This is a genomic window from Allobosea sp. 05T422_2 (assembly GCF_056396265.1).
The window spans coordinates 1-15,298 of sequence record NZ_JBFTLD010000152.1; the positions used below are offsets into that span (position 1 = coordinate 1).

General features: G+C 65.4%; 13 protein-coding genes. 10 read left to right on the forward strand and 3 right to left on the reverse strand.

Annotation, left to right across the window (positions count from 1 at the left end; translation table 11 throughout):
* Positions 1-121 precede the first annotated feature (121 nt).
* From AC1DJT_RS22960 to AC1DJT_RS22980, 5 genes are all read left to right on the forward strand, one after another.
* Positions 122-1,195 carry a MaoC family dehydratase gene (locus AC1DJT_RS22960; RefSeq protein WP_476767833.1) on the forward strand — a complete coding sequence of 358 codons (1,074 nt, stop codon included), beginning with the start codon at positions 122-124 and terminating at the stop codon, positions 1,193-1,195.
* A gap of 156 nt (positions 1,196-1,351) precedes the next feature.
* Positions 1,352-1,747 (forward strand): succinate dehydrogenase, cytochrome b556 subunit, encoded by a 396-nt coding sequence (gene sdhC / locus AC1DJT_RS22965; RefSeq protein WP_441507429.1) that lies wholly within the window; start codon positions 1,352-1,354, stop codon positions 1,745-1,747.
* Between the two features lie 11 nt (positions 1,748-1,758).
* The gene (gene sdhD, locus AC1DJT_RS22970) at positions 1,759-2,151 is read left to right on the forward strand and encodes a succinate dehydrogenase, hydrophobic membrane anchor protein (RefSeq protein WP_069878686.1); all 393 of its coding nucleotides are present in this window, start codon (positions 1,759-1,761) and stop codon (positions 2,149-2,151) included.
* Between the two features lie 5 nt (positions 2,152-2,156).
* Positions 2,157-3,989: a succinate dehydrogenase flavoprotein subunit gene (gene sdhA / locus AC1DJT_RS22975; protein ID WP_043242101.1), complete on the forward strand. Its 1,833-nt coding sequence runs from the start codon at positions 2,157-2,159 to the stop codon at positions 3,987-3,989.
* A 14-nt stretch (positions 3,990-4,003) separates the two neighbouring features.
* Positions 4,004-4,789, forward strand: coding sequence for a succinate dehydrogenase iron-sulfur subunit (locus AC1DJT_RS22980; protein WP_069878688.1), 786 nt, complete (start codon positions 4,004-4,006; stop codon positions 4,787-4,789).
* A 159-nt stretch (positions 4,790-4,948) separates the two neighbouring features.
* On the opposite strand, the gene AC1DJT_RS22985 is transcribed toward AC1DJT_RS22980, so the two are convergent.
* Positions 4,949-6,190, reverse strand: a complete 1,242-nt coding sequence (locus AC1DJT_RS22985; RefSeq protein WP_441507428.1) for an NAD(P)/FAD-dependent oxidoreductase — start codon at positions 6,188-6,190, stop codon at positions 4,949-4,951.
* Entirely contained in the window at positions 6,187-6,990 is an 804-nt protein-coding gene (locus AC1DJT_RS22990) for a glutamine amidotransferase (protein ID WP_476834930.1), read from the reverse strand. Before AC1DJT_RS22990 ends, AC1DJT_RS22985 begins: the two co-directional genes overlap by 4 nt.
* A gap of 237 nt (positions 6,991-7,227) precedes the next feature.
* Between AC1DJT_RS22990 and AC1DJT_RS22995 the strand changes: the two genes are divergently transcribed.
* Genes AC1DJT_RS22995 through AC1DJT_RS23005 form a run of 3 tightly spaced genes read left to right on the forward strand, consistent with a single transcriptional unit; the run spans position 7,228 to position 12,327 of the window.
* Positions 7,228-7,869, forward strand: a complete 642-nt coding sequence (locus AC1DJT_RS22995) for a TetR/AcrR family transcriptional regulator (RefSeq protein WP_441492729.1) — start codon at positions 7,228-7,230, stop codon at positions 7,867-7,869.
* 20 nt (positions 7,870-7,889) lie between these two features.
* Entirely contained in the window at positions 7,890-9,089 is a 1,200-nt protein-coding gene (locus AC1DJT_RS23000; RefSeq protein WP_476834931.1) for an efflux RND transporter periplasmic adaptor subunit, read from the forward strand.
* Between the two features lie 13 nt (positions 9,090-9,102).
* Entirely contained in the window at positions 9,103-12,327 is a 3,225-nt protein-coding gene (locus tag AC1DJT_RS23005) for an efflux RND transporter permease subunit (RefSeq protein WP_441492731.1), read from the forward strand.
* Positions 12,328-12,485: 158 nt separating this feature from the next.
* Here AC1DJT_RS23005 and AC1DJT_RS23010 read toward each other — a convergent pair whose 3' ends face one another.
* Positions 12,486-13,397: a DMT family transporter gene (locus AC1DJT_RS23010; RefSeq protein WP_441492732.1), complete on the reverse strand. Its 912-nt coding sequence runs from the start codon at positions 13,395-13,397 to the stop codon at positions 12,486-12,488.
* Positions 13,398-13,502: 105 nt separating this feature from the next.
* On the opposite strand from AC1DJT_RS23010, the gene AC1DJT_RS23015 reads away from it, so the two are divergent.
* Together AC1DJT_RS23015 and obgE are read left to right on the forward strand one after the other, a co-directional pair.
* On the forward strand, positions 13,503-14,369 hold the full coding sequence (locus AC1DJT_RS23015) for a LysR family transcriptional regulator (protein ID WP_476834932.1): 867 nt from the start codon (positions 13,503-13,505) through the stop codon (positions 14,367-14,369).
* A gap of 45 nt (positions 14,370-14,414) precedes the next feature.
* Positions 14,415-15,298 (forward strand): GTPase ObgE (obgE, locus tag AC1DJT_RS23020; protein WP_476834933.1); only part of this gene is annotated, 884 nt, incomplete at its 3' end.

The following is a 15,298-nucleotide window of genomic DNA, read 5'->3' on the forward strand; positions in this document are numbered from 1 at the left end:
GTCGACGCTCGGCCGACCATTCCGGGCGTGCGCATTACCCCATCGTCGCAGCGGCTCGGGGCTGGACGCAGAGTCTCACGGCAGCGCACAATCCGCCTGCCTAACCAGACGCGAGACGCCGATGTCCCAGACTGCGACGCTGCCCGCTTCCAAAACCAGCCCTGGCCGCTTTTTCGAGGATTTCCGGCTGGGCGAGACGATCGTCCATGCCACGCCACGGACCGTGACCAGCGGCGACGTCTCGCTCTATACGGCGCTCTATGGGTCGCGCTTCGCCGTGCAGTCTTCGGACAGTTTTGCACGCGCGGTAGGATATCCCGCGGCGCCGGTCGACGATCTGCTGGTCTTCCACATCGTCTTCGGCAAGACGGTGCCGGACGTCTCGCTGAATGCCGTCGCCAATCTCGGCTATGCGGATGGGCGCTTCCTCAGGCCGGTCTATCCGGGCGACACCTTGTCGACCACCTCGGAGGTGATCGGCCTGAAGCAGACCTCGGCGGGCGATGCCGGCATCGTCTATGTCCGCTCGATCGGCCGGAACCAACTGGGCGAAATCGTGCTGAGCTATGCGCGCTGGGTGCTGGTGCGCAAACGCGAACCGGGAGCCCCGGCGCATGCCGAGCAGGTGCCCGAACTTCCGAAGGTCGTCGCTCCCGAAGAGCTTGGCGAGGGCTGCCCGACACTCGATCTCACCGCCTATGACGATGCGCTCGCGGGCTCGGCGTTTCGCTGGGGCCATTATGCGGTCGGCGAACGCATCGACCATGTCGACGGCATGACCGTGGAGGAAGCCGAGCATCAGCTTGCCACCCGTCTCTACCAGAACACCGCAAAGGTGCATTTCGACGCCTACGGCGCGCGCGAGACGCGTTTCGGCAAGAGATTGATCTATGGCGGCCATGTCATCAGCCTGGCCCGTGCCCTATCGTACAACGGTCTCGGAAACGGCCTTCACATCGCGGCGATCAATGGTGGCAGGCATGTCGCGCCACTTTTCGCGGGCGATACGGTCTATGCCTGGAGCGAGGTGCTGGAGAAGGCCGAGTTGCCGGGCCGCAGCGATGTCGGCGCCCTGCGTCTGCGTCTCGTCGCGACCAAGAACCTGCCTTGCGGGGAGTACCCCTTGAAGCTGGGCGATCAATATGCCGGTGGTGTCATCCTCGATCTCGATTATTGGGTGCTGTTGCCGCGCTGACGCGTAAGCATAAAGTTACAGATTGAGATTTATGTAACCACCGATTCGCTGCCTCGCATTGCAGCGCGGGAACGGTTTCTATAGAGAGCCAATCACTCTAGAACCATTCCCAAATGGATCGGGCCCCCGGCGGGCCGCAGAGTCGGAGAGTTCACCTTGGCCCAAACCAAACCGATCGCGCGCCCGCTTTCGCCGCATCTGCAAATCTACCGCTGGTCCTGGACCATGGCGATGTCGATCGCGCATCGCGTCACCGGCTCGGCGCTCTATGCCGGCACGGTCCTCATCGCCGCCTGGCTCGTGGCCGCCGCCTCGGGGCCGGGGGCCTATGAAACGGCTCAGGCGATCGCCGGCTCCTTCCTGGGGCGCCTCGTGCTGTTCGGCTATTCCTTTGCGCTGCTGCACCACATGGTCGGCGGCCTGCGCCATTTCGTCTGGGACATGGGGTACGGCTACGACCCCGAGACGCGCATGAATATGGCGAAGTACAGCGTCTTCGTCTCGGCGGGCCTGACGATCCTGCTCTGGATCGTCGCCTACGCGATGCGCTGAGGAGTTTCGTCATGTCGTCAAATTCTTCCATGCGTACCCCGCTCGGCCGCGTTCGCGGTCTCGGCTCGGCCAAGTCCGGCACCGGYCATTTCTGGCTGCAGCGCGTCACCGCCGTGGCGAACGTCTTTCTGACGATCATCTTCCTCGGCGTTGTGATCTCGCTCTTCGGCAAGCCCTATGCGGCTGCTGTCGCGACGCTCTCGCACCCGCTGGTCGCGATCCTGATGCTGCTCTTCACCCTGTCGGGCGCGGTCCATATGCGTCTCGGCATGCAGGTCGTGATCGAGGACTATGTCCACCACGAAGGGTTGAAGATCCTCGCCGTGATGGCCAACACCTTCTTTGCGATCGCGATCGGCGCAGCTTGCGTCTTCGCGATCCTGAAACTCTCTTTCGGAGGCTGAACCCGATGGCGATCACCAGAGCCCAATCGGTCCCGGCCTATACAGGCCAGGCCTATCCGATCACCGATCACACCTTCGACGTCGTGGTTGTCGGCGCCGGCGGCGCGGGACTGCGCGCGACGGTCGGCTGCTCGCAGGCGGGCCTGAGGACTGCCTGTATCTCCAAGGTGTTCCCGACCCGCTCGCACACCGTCGCGGCGCAGGGCGGCGTTGCCGCTTCGCTTGGCAACATGGGCAAGGACACCTGGCAGTGGCACATGTACGACACCGTCAAGGGGTCGGACTGGCTCGGCGACCAGGATGCGATCGAGTATCTCGTGCGCAATGCGCCGGCGGCCGTCTATGAGCTCGAGCATTGGGGCGTGCCGTTCTCGCGCACCGAGGACGGCAAGATCTATCAGCGTCCCTTCGGCGGCATGACCACCGATTTCGGCAACGGTCCTCCGGCCCAGCGCACCTGCGCTGCCGCCGACCGCACCGGCCACGCCATGCTGCACACGCTCTATGGCCAGGCGCTGCGCTACAACACCGAGTTCTTCATCGAATATTTCGCCATCGACCTGATCATGGACGAGGATGGCGTCTGCCGCGGCGTGATCGCGCTCAAGCTCGATGACGGCACGCTGCATCGCTTCCGCTCGAAGATGGCGATCATGGCGACCGGCGGCTATGGCCGCGCCTATTTCTCGGCGACTTCGGCCCATACCTGCACCGGCGACGGTGGCGGCATGGTGCTGCGTGCCGGCCTGCCGCTGCAGGACATGGAGTTCGTGCAGTTCCACCCGACCGGCATCTATGGCGCCGGCTGCCTGATCACCGAGGGGGCTCGCGGCGAGGGCGGTTATCTCACCAATTCCGAGGGCGAGCGCTTCATGGAGCGTTACGCTCCCTCCGCCAAGGATCTGGCTTCTCGCGACGTCGTCTCGCGTTCAATGACCATGGAGATTCGTGGCGGACGCGGCGTCGGCAAGAACGGTGACCACATCTACCTGCATCTCGACCATCTCGACCCGAAGATCCTGCACGAGCGCCTGCCGGGCATCTCGGAGAGCGCCAAGATCTTCGCCGGTGTCGACGTCACCCGCGAGCCGATCCCGGTCCTGCCGACGGTGCACTACAACATGGGCGGCATCCCGACGAACTATCATGGCGAGGTGCTGACCAAGGTCGACGGCAATCCCGATACCGTGGTGCCTGGCCTGATGGCGATCGGCGAAGCGGCCTGCGTCTCGGTGCATGGCGCCAACCGCCTCGGCTCGAACTCGCTGATCGATCTGGTCGTCTTCGGACGTGCCGCCGGCTTGCGCTGCGCCGAAATCGTGACGCCGGGCGAAAAGCAGCCCGAGCTGCCGAAGTCCTCGGCCGATCTCGCGCTGACCCGCCTCGACAAGTTCCGCAATGCCTCGGGCGGCACCCCGACGGCGGAGTTGCGCAACCGCATGCAGAAGACGATGCAGGACAACTGCGCCGTCTACCGCACCGGCGAAACGCTGCAGGAAGGCCACAAGCTGATCCACGAGGTCTGGGCCGGTGCCTCCGACATCGCGACCACCGACCGTTCGCTGATCTGGAATTCGGATCTGGTCGAGACGCTCGAGTTCGACAACCTGATCACGCAGGCCGTCGTCACCATGGATTCGGCGCTGAACCGACCGGAAAGCCGCGGCGCCCATGCCCGCGAGGACTATCCGGAACGCGACGACAAGGACTGGATGAAGCACACCCTGTCCTGGATCGACGACGAGAAGCGGACCGTCACGCTCGACGACCGCCCGGTTCATACCTACACGCTCTCGAACGATATCGAGTACATCAAGCCCAAGGCGCGGGTGTATTGAGGACGATCTGACCGATGGCCGAATTCAATCTCCCCGCGAACTCACGACTGACCGAAGGCAAGGCCTGGCCGAAGCCGGCCGGCGCCAAGAARCTGACCGAGTTCAAGGTTTATCGCTGGAAYCCGGATACCGGCGAGAATCCGCGCACCGACACCTATTATGTCGACCGCGAGGATTGCGGACCGATGGTCCTCGACGCGCTGATCTGGATCAAGAACAAGATCGACCCGACGCTGACCTTCCGGCGCTCCTGCCGCGAGGGCATCTGCGGCTCCTGCGCCATGAATATGGACGGCAAGAACGGGCTGGCCTGCACCACTGGCATCGATGAGTGCGGCTCGAAGGGCAAGGTCGCGATCTATCCGCTGCCGCATATGCCGGTGATCAAGGATCTGGTGCCGGACCTCACACGCTTCTATGCGCAGCACGCTTCGGTCGAGCCCTGGCTCAAGACCACGACGCCGGCGCCGGAGAAGGAGTGGGCGCAGGGCAAGGAGGACCGCGAGAAGCTCGACGGCCTTTATGAGTGTATCCTCTGCGCCTGCTGCTCGACGTCCTGCCCGAGCTACTGGTGGAATGGCGACCGCTATCTCGGTCCTGCCGTGCTGCTTCAGGCCTATCGCTGGCTGATCGACTCCCGCGATGAGGCCACCGGCGAGCGCCTCGACGACCTGGAAGACCCCTTCCGGCTCTATCGCTGCCACACGATCATGAACTGCGCCAATGCCTGCCCGAAGGGCCTGAACCCGGCCAAGGCGATCGCAGAGATCAAGAAGATGATGGTGGCGCGGCAGGTCTGAGGCGCCACTCATTCGACGGGGTGGTCGTCTGACGCGACGGCCTGCGCCGGCTTAGGCGTCCTGGGCGCATTTCGGGGAGAGGCTTCGGCTCTCGCCCGATGCGCCGGAGACTGATTGGCGATATCGGGCTCGCCTGGGCGCGCGACCGGATCCTCGGGATCAGAGATATCGCGTCGGCGCGAATGGGGCCGGATCGGCGATCGGCTTCTCGCCGCAGATCTGCGCAGCCAGGATTTCGCCGGTGACGGGCCCCGTCGCAAAGCCGATATGCTGGCTGCCGAAGGCGAGCCAGAGACCGGGATTCCGCGGCGCTTCCCCGATCATCGGCAATGAATCGGGCAGGGTCGGCCTGGCTCCGCGCCAGGTCGTGGCTTCGGTCGCCTCGGTCAGGTCAAATGCTTCCTTCGCCCGTGGCAGGACGGCGTCGATCTGCGCGAAATTCGAAGGCGCATCCCGGTTTGCGAGCTCGACACCGCTGGTCAGACGGTAGCCCTTTTCCATCGGCGCGAGGAAGTAGGCGGATTCGACGTCGTAGAACGGGCGCGAAAGGCTGCGCCCGTCGCCTGCCTTGTAATGGCGGTGATAACCGCGCTCGACATTGAGCGGGACGCTCAGCCCGAGCGGGTGCAGCAGGTCGGTGCTCCATGGGCCGAGCGCGACCACGGCGATTCCGGCATCGAAGCTGCCGGAATCGGTCGTAGCGCGCCAGCCCTGGGGTGTCCTGGAGAGCCCTGAGGCGGCGGCGCGGACGATCTTGCCGCCGCGCGCGGCGAAGAGCGCCGCATAGGCTGCGACCACGGCCTGCGGCCAGTCGACCGAGCCGTTGTCCCGCAACCACAGGCCGGCCGAAAAGATCGGGTTGAGATCGGGCTCGACCGCCGAAAGGGCCTGCCGATCGAGATAGTCGGCACGAAAGCCATGATCCTCGAGCCACTGCTGCTCGGTGCGGGCAGCCTGTTGACCGGCCTCGCTGCGCCAGAGCTTCAGCGTACCGGTTTCACGCAGGCGATGGCTGATTCCAGCCTCTGCCATCCACGCCTTGTGCAAGGTCAGGGCCTGAGCCGTCAGACCCTGGAGTGCGGCAACGCGCGGCGCGAGACGGGATGGGCGCGTCTCGGCGAGGAAGCGCAGGACCCAGCCGGGATTCCGCAGCAGGTGGCCCCAGCGATAGCGCACGGCAGCGTGCTGGTTGCCGAGATAGTTCGGCAGGCTCTTCCAGAGCGAGGGATTGTTGAGCGGGACGACGGAGGTCGGGCTGACCACGCCGGCATTGCCGTAGGAGGTTTCGCTGCCGGGCTCGCGCCGGTCGATCAGGGTGACCATGAAGCCGCGTTTCTGCAGCGCGAGCGCACAGGAGACGCCGACAATGCCGGCGCCGAGGACAAGCGAGGTACGGGTCATGCGAGGGAGGTCTCTCCATCCACCGGCACGTGCAGCCAGTGGTCGAGGAAGCCGTCGAGCCAGGCCCTGACGGCGGGATCATAGCGATACCAGCCTTCGAGATGCTGATGGCGCAGCTGGGCCCCGGGCATCAGGGTGCGCTCATGCGCGCGCACCGACCAGCGGCACATCATCGCCGGGGTCACCTCGGGATGAAACTGGATGCCATAGGCCTTGGGGCCCGAGCGAATGGCCTGGACCGGGAAATCGCCCCCGGTTGCGAGGCATTCGGCGCCGCTAGGGCAATCGAAGCCCTCGCGATGCCATTGGTACACGGTCGAGGGCCAGGCGAAGCCGGCCTCGCTCGCATGCGAATGCCCGGCTTCCGTCAGCGCAAGATCGTAATAGCCGATCTCGGCCCGGCCCTGCGGGTGCGTGTAGACGGTGCCGCCCAGATGTCGCGTGAGCATCTGGGCGCCCAGGCAGATGCCGAGAAAGGGGGCCTCTTCCTTCAGGCAGGTGCCGATCCAGTCGATCTCGGCCTTGACGAAATCATCGGGGTCGTTGGCGCTCATCGGGCCGCCGAAGATCACGGCGCCGGCATGATCGCGCATGGTCACCGGGAGCGGATYGCCGAAGCGCGGCTTGCGGATATCGAGCGCGTGCCCCCGCGCCGCCAGAAGGCGGCCGACCCGGCCGGAGGTCGAATGTTCCTGGTGCAGGACGATCAGGACAGGCTTCGGTGCCGGCCTGTTCCTGCTGGGGCGAAGGGGGGAGCGGAGCTTGCGGGCAGCGCTGAGACGAAAGGGCTGATCGTTCATCACGGGCTTCGGATCGCTCACGCGCCAAGGTCGCGCCCAGTGGCGCACCATCCATCCATGAACTGACAATGCGGTTCCATGCGGGACCGAGCAAGCAATTCATGCGCCAGGGTTGCATGGCGCGCAGGTGTTTTTTGCATGGCGGCGCCCTGATTCCGCCGGGAGCGCACGCTTCTTGACTTCAAGTTCACGATAGGTCATGAGAATGAACGTTCATTCTCATTTCGGATTCCTCGTTTGCCACCACCCTTTGCCTTCGCCTCTTCCGAGCGCGCCCTGACGGAGCGCCATTCGCGCATCCTCGATGCGGCGGAGCGCGTCTTCGCGCGCGCCGGTTTCCATGCCGCAACGATGAATGACGTTGCGGCCGAGGCCGGCATGAGCCCGGGCAATCTTTACCGCTACTTCGCCTCCAAGGACGTGATCATCGCTGGGATGGCCGAGCGGGACCGGGCTTCGATCGTCGCAGATTTCGCGGCGCTTGATCCGCGCGCCGGCAACCTCCTTGACCAGCTCGAGGCACTTGCGCGGCGGCATCTCGTCGATGAGCCGCGCGAAAAGGCCATCATCGCGTTGCAGATCTGGGCGGAAGCCGCACGCAATCCGGAAATGGCGGCGATGTGCGCCGATATCGACGGCATGGTCATGACAGGCCTGACGGTCGCGGTCTCCGCGGCCAAGGACGGCGGCGAGCTGCCGGCCGATCTCGACGAGGTCCGCTTCCTGCAGGCGATGTCGATGCTTGCCGACGGCTTCTTCTGCCGGCGCGCCTTGGATCCGAATTTCGACACCGAAGCTGCTGCCGAGACGATGTTCACCGCGATGCGCGGATTGGCTCAGGCAATGCGCCTGCAATCCCCACACACAAATCAGCCATGACTGATTCGAAGGTTATCACCATGTTGCCGCTTCCCCTCGCGCTGACGCGCCTGGCTGCCCTGTCCCTGCTGACCCTGGCGCTGCTGCCGTCTGTCTCGGCCTCGGCCCAGACGCCAGCCAGCGCGGCCGCGCAGGCAACGGCTCCCGCCCATGGCCCGGCCGTGACGGTTACCCCGGCCACGACCGCGGAAATCGTGCAGAGCGTCGTGGTCTCCGGCTCGATGATCGCGCGCGACGAGGTTCTGGTTTCGCCAGAGATCGATGGCTTCGCGCTCGTCGAGATCCTTGCGGAAGAGGGGGACCGCGTGACGGCGGGCCAGGTGCTGGCACGCCTCTCTCGGACGACGCTTGACGTCCTTCACACCCAAAACGAGGCACAGATCGCGCGTGCCGAAGCAGCGATCGCCCAGGCCAGGGCCCAGGTCAGCGAAGCGGAAGCCAATCGTGTTCAGGCCGAGAATGCTTTCGAGCGGACCAAGGCCCTGCGCGATTCGGGCAATGCCAGCATCGAGACCTTCGATCTCCGGTCTGCGGCGGCGAGGACGACGGTCGCCCGCGTCAACTCGGCGCAGCATGCGCTTGCCATCGCGACAGCAGATCTTGCGCTGGCCAAGGCGCAGGAGCGCGATATCGCCGTGAAGCTCGCGCGTACCGAGATCAAGGCTCCCGCAGCCGGAATCGTCAGCCAGCGCCGCGCCAAGCTTGGCGCCATGGCGCCCCTGGCCGCTACCGAACCCCTCTTCCGCATCATCGCCGATGGTGCGATCGAACTCGAGGCGGATGTCGCGGAGGTCGAACTTAGCTCGCTTAAGCTCGGCCAGAGGGTCGCAGTCACGCCGGCGGGAGMCCAGAAGCCGCTCGTCGGTGAGATCAGGTTGATTGCACCGCAGGTCGACAAGGCGTCTCGGCTCGGGCGCGTGCGAATCGCCCTTAAGGATAATCCGCCGGTCGCGCTTGGCTCCTTTGCTCGCGGGGTGATCGAAACCGGGCGCAAGACGAGCATCACCCTACCGCTCTCCGCCATCACCTATTCGCGCAATGGAGCGCTGGTGCAGAGCGTCAAGGACGGCAAGGTCAGCACCAAGAAGGTGACGCTGGGACTGACCGGAAACGGCCGGATCGAGATCACCTCCGGTCTCGCCGAAGGCGAGACCGTGGTCGCGCGCGCGGGCACTTTCGTGCGCGACGGCGACGCGGTTACCCCGATCGCGACGAATTGACGGGGCCGGCGGAATGAACATCAATTTCTCTGCCTGGTCGATCCGCAAACCGGTCCCGGCCATCCTGCTCTTCGTGGTGCTCTGCGTGCTTGGGGTGATGTCGTTTTCGACACTGCCGGTCACGCGGATGCCGAATATCGACGTGCCTTTCGTCTCGGTCTCAGTGACCCAGGCCGGCGCAGCGCCGGCGGAGCTTGAAAGCCAGGTCAGCAAGCGCATCGAGGATGCGGTCGCCAACATCACGGGCGTCAAGCATGTGATGTCGACGCTGACCGACGGCCAGTCGCTCACCCTGATCGAGTTCCGGCTGGAGGTGAACACCGACCGGGCGGTCAACGACGTCAAGGACGCCATCGCCAAGGTCAGGGCGGATTTGCCACGCACCATCGACGAGCCGGTGATCCAGCGCATCGATGTCGAGGGCCAGTCGGTCCTGAGCTATGGCGCATCGTCGCCCGGCATGACGCTGGAGCAACTCTCCTGGCATGTCGACGATGTCGTTGCGCGCGAATTGCAGGGGCTGAAGGGCGTTGGCCGTGTCGATCGCTACGGTGGCGTCGATCGCGAGATCAGGATTTCGCTCGATCCCGACCGGTTGCTGGCGCTCGGGACAACGGCTGGCGAAGTCAACCGGCAGATTCGGGCGACCAATGTCGACCTCGCCGGTGGGCGCGGCGAGGTTGGCGGCCAGGAACAGGCGATTCGCACGCTCGCCGGTGCACGTACGGTAGCAGAGCTTGCCGAGACCAAGATCTCGCTCACCGGTGGCCGCGAGGTGAGGCTGAAGGAGCTTGGCCGCGTCGAGGATTCCAATTCCGAGCCGCGTTCCTTCAGTCGCCTGGACAAGCAGCCCGTCGTCACCTTCGCGGTGTTCCGCTCCAAGGGTTCGAGCGAGCTCTCGGTCAAGCAGGTGGTTGCAGCGCGCATCGACGAGCTGAACAAGCGCTACCCGTCGATCGAGCTGAAGCTGATCGACGATGCCGTCGCCTATACCCATGGCAACTACCAGGCGGCGATGGAGACGCTGTTCGAGGGGGCGGCGCTGGCCGTGCTCGTCGTCTTCCTCTTCCTGCGCAACTGGCGCGCGACGCTGATCACCGCCATCGCACTACCGCTTTCGGCCATCCCCACCTTCTGGGCGATGCAGATGCTGGGCTTCTCGCTCAATCTGGTCAGTCTGCTCGGAATCACGCTCGTCACCGGCATCCTGGTCGACGACGCGATCGTCGAGATCGAGAACATCGTGCGCCATATGAAGATGGGCAAATCGCCCTATCGCGCGGCGATGGAGGCGGCCGATGAAATCGGGCTCGCGGTCATCGCGATCACCCTGACCATCGTCGCGATCTTCGCGCCGGTCTCCTTCATGGGCGGTATCGCCGGGCAGTATTTCCGCCAGTTCGGCCTGACGGTTGCCATCGCGGTGCTGTTCTCGCTGCTGGTGGCGCGACTGATCACGCCGATGATGGCGGCCTATCTGATGCGACCCGTGAAGCACGAGGATGACAGGCCTGGTCCGTTCATGCGCGGCTATGTCGGCTTGCTGCGGCTCACTCTCGCGCGGATCCGCCTGCCGTTGCTGCCGCGTTTCGATGGGACGGGGCGCTGGCGCAAGCTGCCATTCAACATGGCCTATGTGACCCTGGTGGTCGGCTTCATCTTCCTGTTCGCCTCGATCCAGGCGACGGCCTTGCTGCCGACGGGCTTCTTCCCGGAGGAGGACACTGCGCGTGTCGTCGCCAGCGTCGAGTTGCCGCCGGGCGCAACGCTGGAAGAAACCCGCGTCACGACCGACCAGATCGTCGACGCGCTGAAGACGATTCCCGAGGTCAGGCATGTCTTCGTGCTCGGTGGCGCCTCGCCGACCGGACAGCGCGAAGTCCGGCGCGCCTCGGTCACGATCATGCTGACGCCAAAGAGCGATCGTGCGGTCAAGCAAAAGGACCTGAAGGTCGTCATCGCCGAGAAGCTCGCCACCGTCCCCGATGCCCGGGCCTGGTATGTCAACGAGCGCGGCGAGCGCGAGATGGCGTTCTCGATTCTCTCCAAGGACGGCGATGCGCTCGACGAGGCGGTTGCCCGGATCGAGGCGCGCATGCGCCAGGTCGACGGCTACCTCAATGTCGCGACCGCTGGCTCACTCAGCCGGCCGGAGCTCCGCGTCACCCCGAAACTCGAGCAGGCAGCAACGCTCGGCGTCACGCCGGAGGCAATCTCGGAAGCGGTGCGCATCGCGACGATCGGCGATGCGGGTGCCAATCTTGCCAAGTTCAATGCCGGCGACCGGCTGGTGCCGATCCGTGTCCAGCTCGATGAGGCAGCGCGTGCCGACATCCGGAATATTGCCGCCCTGCGTGTCACCAATACGAGCGGCGTCTCGATTCCGCTGACGGCGGTGGCCGATATCGGCTTCGGCGAGGGGCCGAGCTCGATCGACCGCTATGACCGCGTCCGACGGGCTGCGATCGGCGCCGACCTGAAACGTGGTTTCGAACTCGGCACCGCGCAGGATACCTTCAACGAGATCGTCAAAGAGGTCGGACTGCCGGCGGGCGTCAGGATTGCCGCCACCGGTGACGCCGAGATCCAGGGCGAGGTCGTGCAGGGCTTCATCACGGCGATGACGACTGGCCTGATGCTGGTCTTCGCGCTGCTGATCCTGCTGTTCGGCTCGGTCGCCCAGCCGGTGACCATCCTGCTCTCGCTGCCGCTCTCCTTCGGCGGCGTGGTGATTGCGCTGCTCGCGACCAATAACCCGGTCTCGATGCCGGTCTATATCGGCCTGCTGATGCTGATGGGCATCGTCACCAAGAACGCGATCATGCTGGTCGATTTCGCGGTGGAGGAGGTCGCCCGCGGCAAGGACCGGATCACCTCACTGCTCGAAGCCGGGCGCAAGCGGGCCCGGCCGATCGTGATGACGACGATCGCGATGGCGGCGGGCATGTTGCCCTCCGCCTATGGCGTCGGCGATGGCGGCGAGTTCCGCGCGCCGATGGCGATCGCGGTGATCGGCGGTCTGATCGTCTCGACCGTGCTCAGCCTCGTCTTCGTGCCGTCCTTCTACACGGTGATGGACGATATCGGCCGTGGTTTCAGCTGGCTCTTCGGCCGCTTCTTCAGCAAGCCGGAGGATGAATCGGCCTGGGAGCCCATGGGGGATGAGGAATCGCCCGGCGAAGCCAGCGCCAAGGCGATGAGTGGAAAGCTGCCGCCGCCGCGGCTTGCGGCGGAGTAGGGTCGACGGGCAGGACACGACGGGCAGGACGGAGCCGAGCGGAAGCGGCTTTGCGTCTATAGTTTCGAGATCGGGCCGCAGAACCCTGCTGTGCTCCGCGGCTGGGGGAGCAATCTCAGGCCGMTTCAGAGGGGCGGGGCCAGGTCCGGCAGCAAATCTCAGCCCTTCCGCACCAGCAGAACGGCTGCCAGAATCGCCACGCCGCCAAAGGCCTGCGCGGGCGAGGGCTGCTCGGCAAAGATCGCCCAGGCAGCGAGAACGCTGACCAGTGCCGGCCAGACCATCACCAGCGAGGCGGCGCTGGCGCCGTATTGGCCGAGCGCCAGCGTGATCAAACCCTGGCCCAGCGCATGCGAGACGAGTCCGAGCGCGATGACCGCAAGCCAGCCCTGCAGACTCTGCGGCAGGATGGTTTCGCCAAGCAGGATCGCGACCGCGATGCAGAAGACGGCGCAGAGCGCGCTGGAGATCAGGCCGATGCGCCCGGCATCGGCAAAATCCCGGGCCCGGCGAATGGCGATGATGTAGATGGCGTAGGAGAAGGCTGCTCCGACCGCCAGGCTGTCGCCGAAAATGCTGCCMGGACTGGCCGCGGCCGTAGAAGACGCGAATTTCGGCAGCACCAGCATCAACGCACCGCCGATCGCCAGCAACAGCGCGCCGAGGATGCGCCCGGTCGGCTTCTCACCGAGCAGGAGCCAGGCCGCCAGGACGACGACGACCGGCGAGAGATTGCCGAGCAGCGAGGCGTTGGCGATCGTCGTGAAGCCGAGCGAGGCATTGTAGAGCGTCACGTCGACGGCGAAGGCGAACCCGGCCAGCGCGATCGGCCACCAGCTCCCCGAGCGCGCGGCCCCCGATCTGGGCTTGCGCTGTTCGAACGCGGTCCAGGCTGCGAGCACGGGCAGGGCAAAGAGCATGCGCCAGAAGCCGGCGGCGGCCGGTCCGACATCGGCATAGCGCACGAAGATGCCGGAAAAGCCGATGCAGGTCGCGCCTGTCATCAGGGCGACGAACATGGCAAGGCCGGGTGCAGCCGGACGTGACAGGGCGAGGCTCGGGGTGGTCATCAGGGTCATCCGCGACGGGCAGTGCCGGCGATATAGGGTGCTTCCTTCAATCGGAAAAACGGATTATTCTCATCGTTCCATTCGAAATTCCGATGGAGCGAGGCGATGGCGACTCATTTCGATCTGGCGGCGCTCGATATGCTGGTGACGGTCGCCGAGACCGGCGGTTTCACGGCAGCGAGCGTCAGGCTCGGCCGCACGCAATCGGCGGTTTCGGTCCGCATCCAGGATCTCGAAGCGCAATTGGGCCAGAAGCTGCTCGAGCRCTCGCGGCGTGGGGTGACGCCGACCGATGCCGGCGAACGGCTGATCGGTCATGCCCGCCGCCTGCTCGCGGTCGAGCGCGAAGCGCTGGCCGATCTGGGCGGCGAGGCAGCCACGGGGCGATTGCGGGTCGGCGTGCCCGACGATTATGTCGACGCCTACTTGCGTCCGCTGATCGCACGATTTGCGGCCGAGCATCCGCGTGTCGAGCTGGAACTGCGTTGCGATCTCTCGAAACGGATCGAGCCTGCGCTTGCGGCCGGCGAGTTCGATATCGCCGTGATCACGCAGGATCCGGTCCGGCCAAAGGGAGAAACGCTGCGCCGCGAGCCGCTGGTCTGGGTTGCGGCGCGCGGTCATCGCCCGGAATTGCAGGAGGTTCTGCCGCTCGCTTTATTTTCCGAAGGCTGCCGGGCGCGCCCTCGTGTCCTGGCGGCGCTCACCGGGGCAGGGCGGGCGCATCGGCTGGTCTTTTCCTCCTCGCATACGGCGGGAGTGATCTCCGCGGTCGAGGCCGGATTCTGCGTCACGGCGATCACCGAGAGTGCGGTGCCGCCGAGCCTGCGCCGGCTTGGCGCCGCCGAGGGCCTGCCACCGCTGTTCGAGCTTTCGGTCGGTCTCATCGTCGCGCCTAGCCCTAGTCTCGCGGCCCGGCGCTTCGCACAGGCGCTTCGCGAAGAAATGGCCGCGCCACGGCTTGCCGCGTGAGCCGCCCGCATTGCCCTTCGGCCCGCGGCCCACTACTGAGAAGCAATGAAATTCCTCGACCAAGCCAAGATCTATGTGAAGGCCGGCGACGGCGGCGCGGGCTGCGTCTCCTTCCGGCGTGAAAAATTCATCGAATTCGGCGGCCCCAATGGCGGCGACGGCGGACGCGGTGGCGATGTCGTGATCGAATGCGTGCAGGGGCTCAACACGCTGATCGACTTCCGCTTCCAGCAGCATTTCAAAGCCAGGATCGGCGAACACGGCATGGGCAAGGACCGGCACGGCGCCAATGGCCCGCCGATCGTGCTCAAGGTGCCGCCGGGTACGCAGGTCTTCGATGAAGACGGTGAGACCTTGATTGCCGACCTGACCGAATCCGGCCAGCGTTTCGTTCTGTGCAAGGGCGGCAATGGCGGCTTCGGCAACGCCTATTTCAAGACCTCGACCAACCAGGCGCCGCGCCATGCCAATCCGGGCCTGCCGGGCGAGGAGCGCTGGGTCTGGCTTCGCCTGAAACTGATCGCCGATGCCGGGCTTGTCGGCCTCCCCAATGCCGGCAAGTCGACTTTTCTTGCCACGGTTACCGCTGCAAAGCCGAAGATCGCCGATTACCCCTTCACCACCCTGCATCCCGGCCTTGGTGTCGTGCGGGTCGATGGGCGCGAGATGGTGTTGGCCGATATTCCTGGCCTGATCGAGGGAGCGCATGAGGGACATGGGCTCGGCGATCGCTTTCTCGGCCATATCGAGCGCTGCCGCGTGTTGCTGCATCTGGTCGAAGGCACCAGCGAGCACGCCGGCAAGGCTTACAAGACCGTTCGGGAGGAACTCGAGGCCTATGGCGAGGGCCTGGCCGAGAAGCCCGAGATCGTGGCGCTGTCTAAAGTGGACGCCCTGAGCCCGGAGCTGCTCAAGGAGCAGGTCGCGCG

Excerpts from the sequence above, each read along its gene's own strand:
- AC1DJT_RS22960 (WP_476767833.1), top strand. The coding sequence starts at position 122 with ATGTCCCAGACTGCGACGCTGCCCGCTTCCAAAACCAGCCCTGGCCGC.
- sdhA (WP_043242101.1), top strand. The coding sequence starts at position 2,157 with ATGGCGATCACCAGAGCCCAATCGGTCCCGGCCTATACAGGCCAGGCC.
- AC1DJT_RS22985 (WP_441507428.1), bottom strand. The coding sequence starts at position 6,190 with ATGACCCGTACCTCGCTTGTCCTCGGCGCCGGCATTGTCGGCGTCTCC.
- AC1DJT_RS23005 (WP_441492731.1), top strand. The coding sequence starts at position 9,103 with ATGAACATCAATTTCTCTGCCTGGTCGATCCGCAAACCGGTCCCGGCC.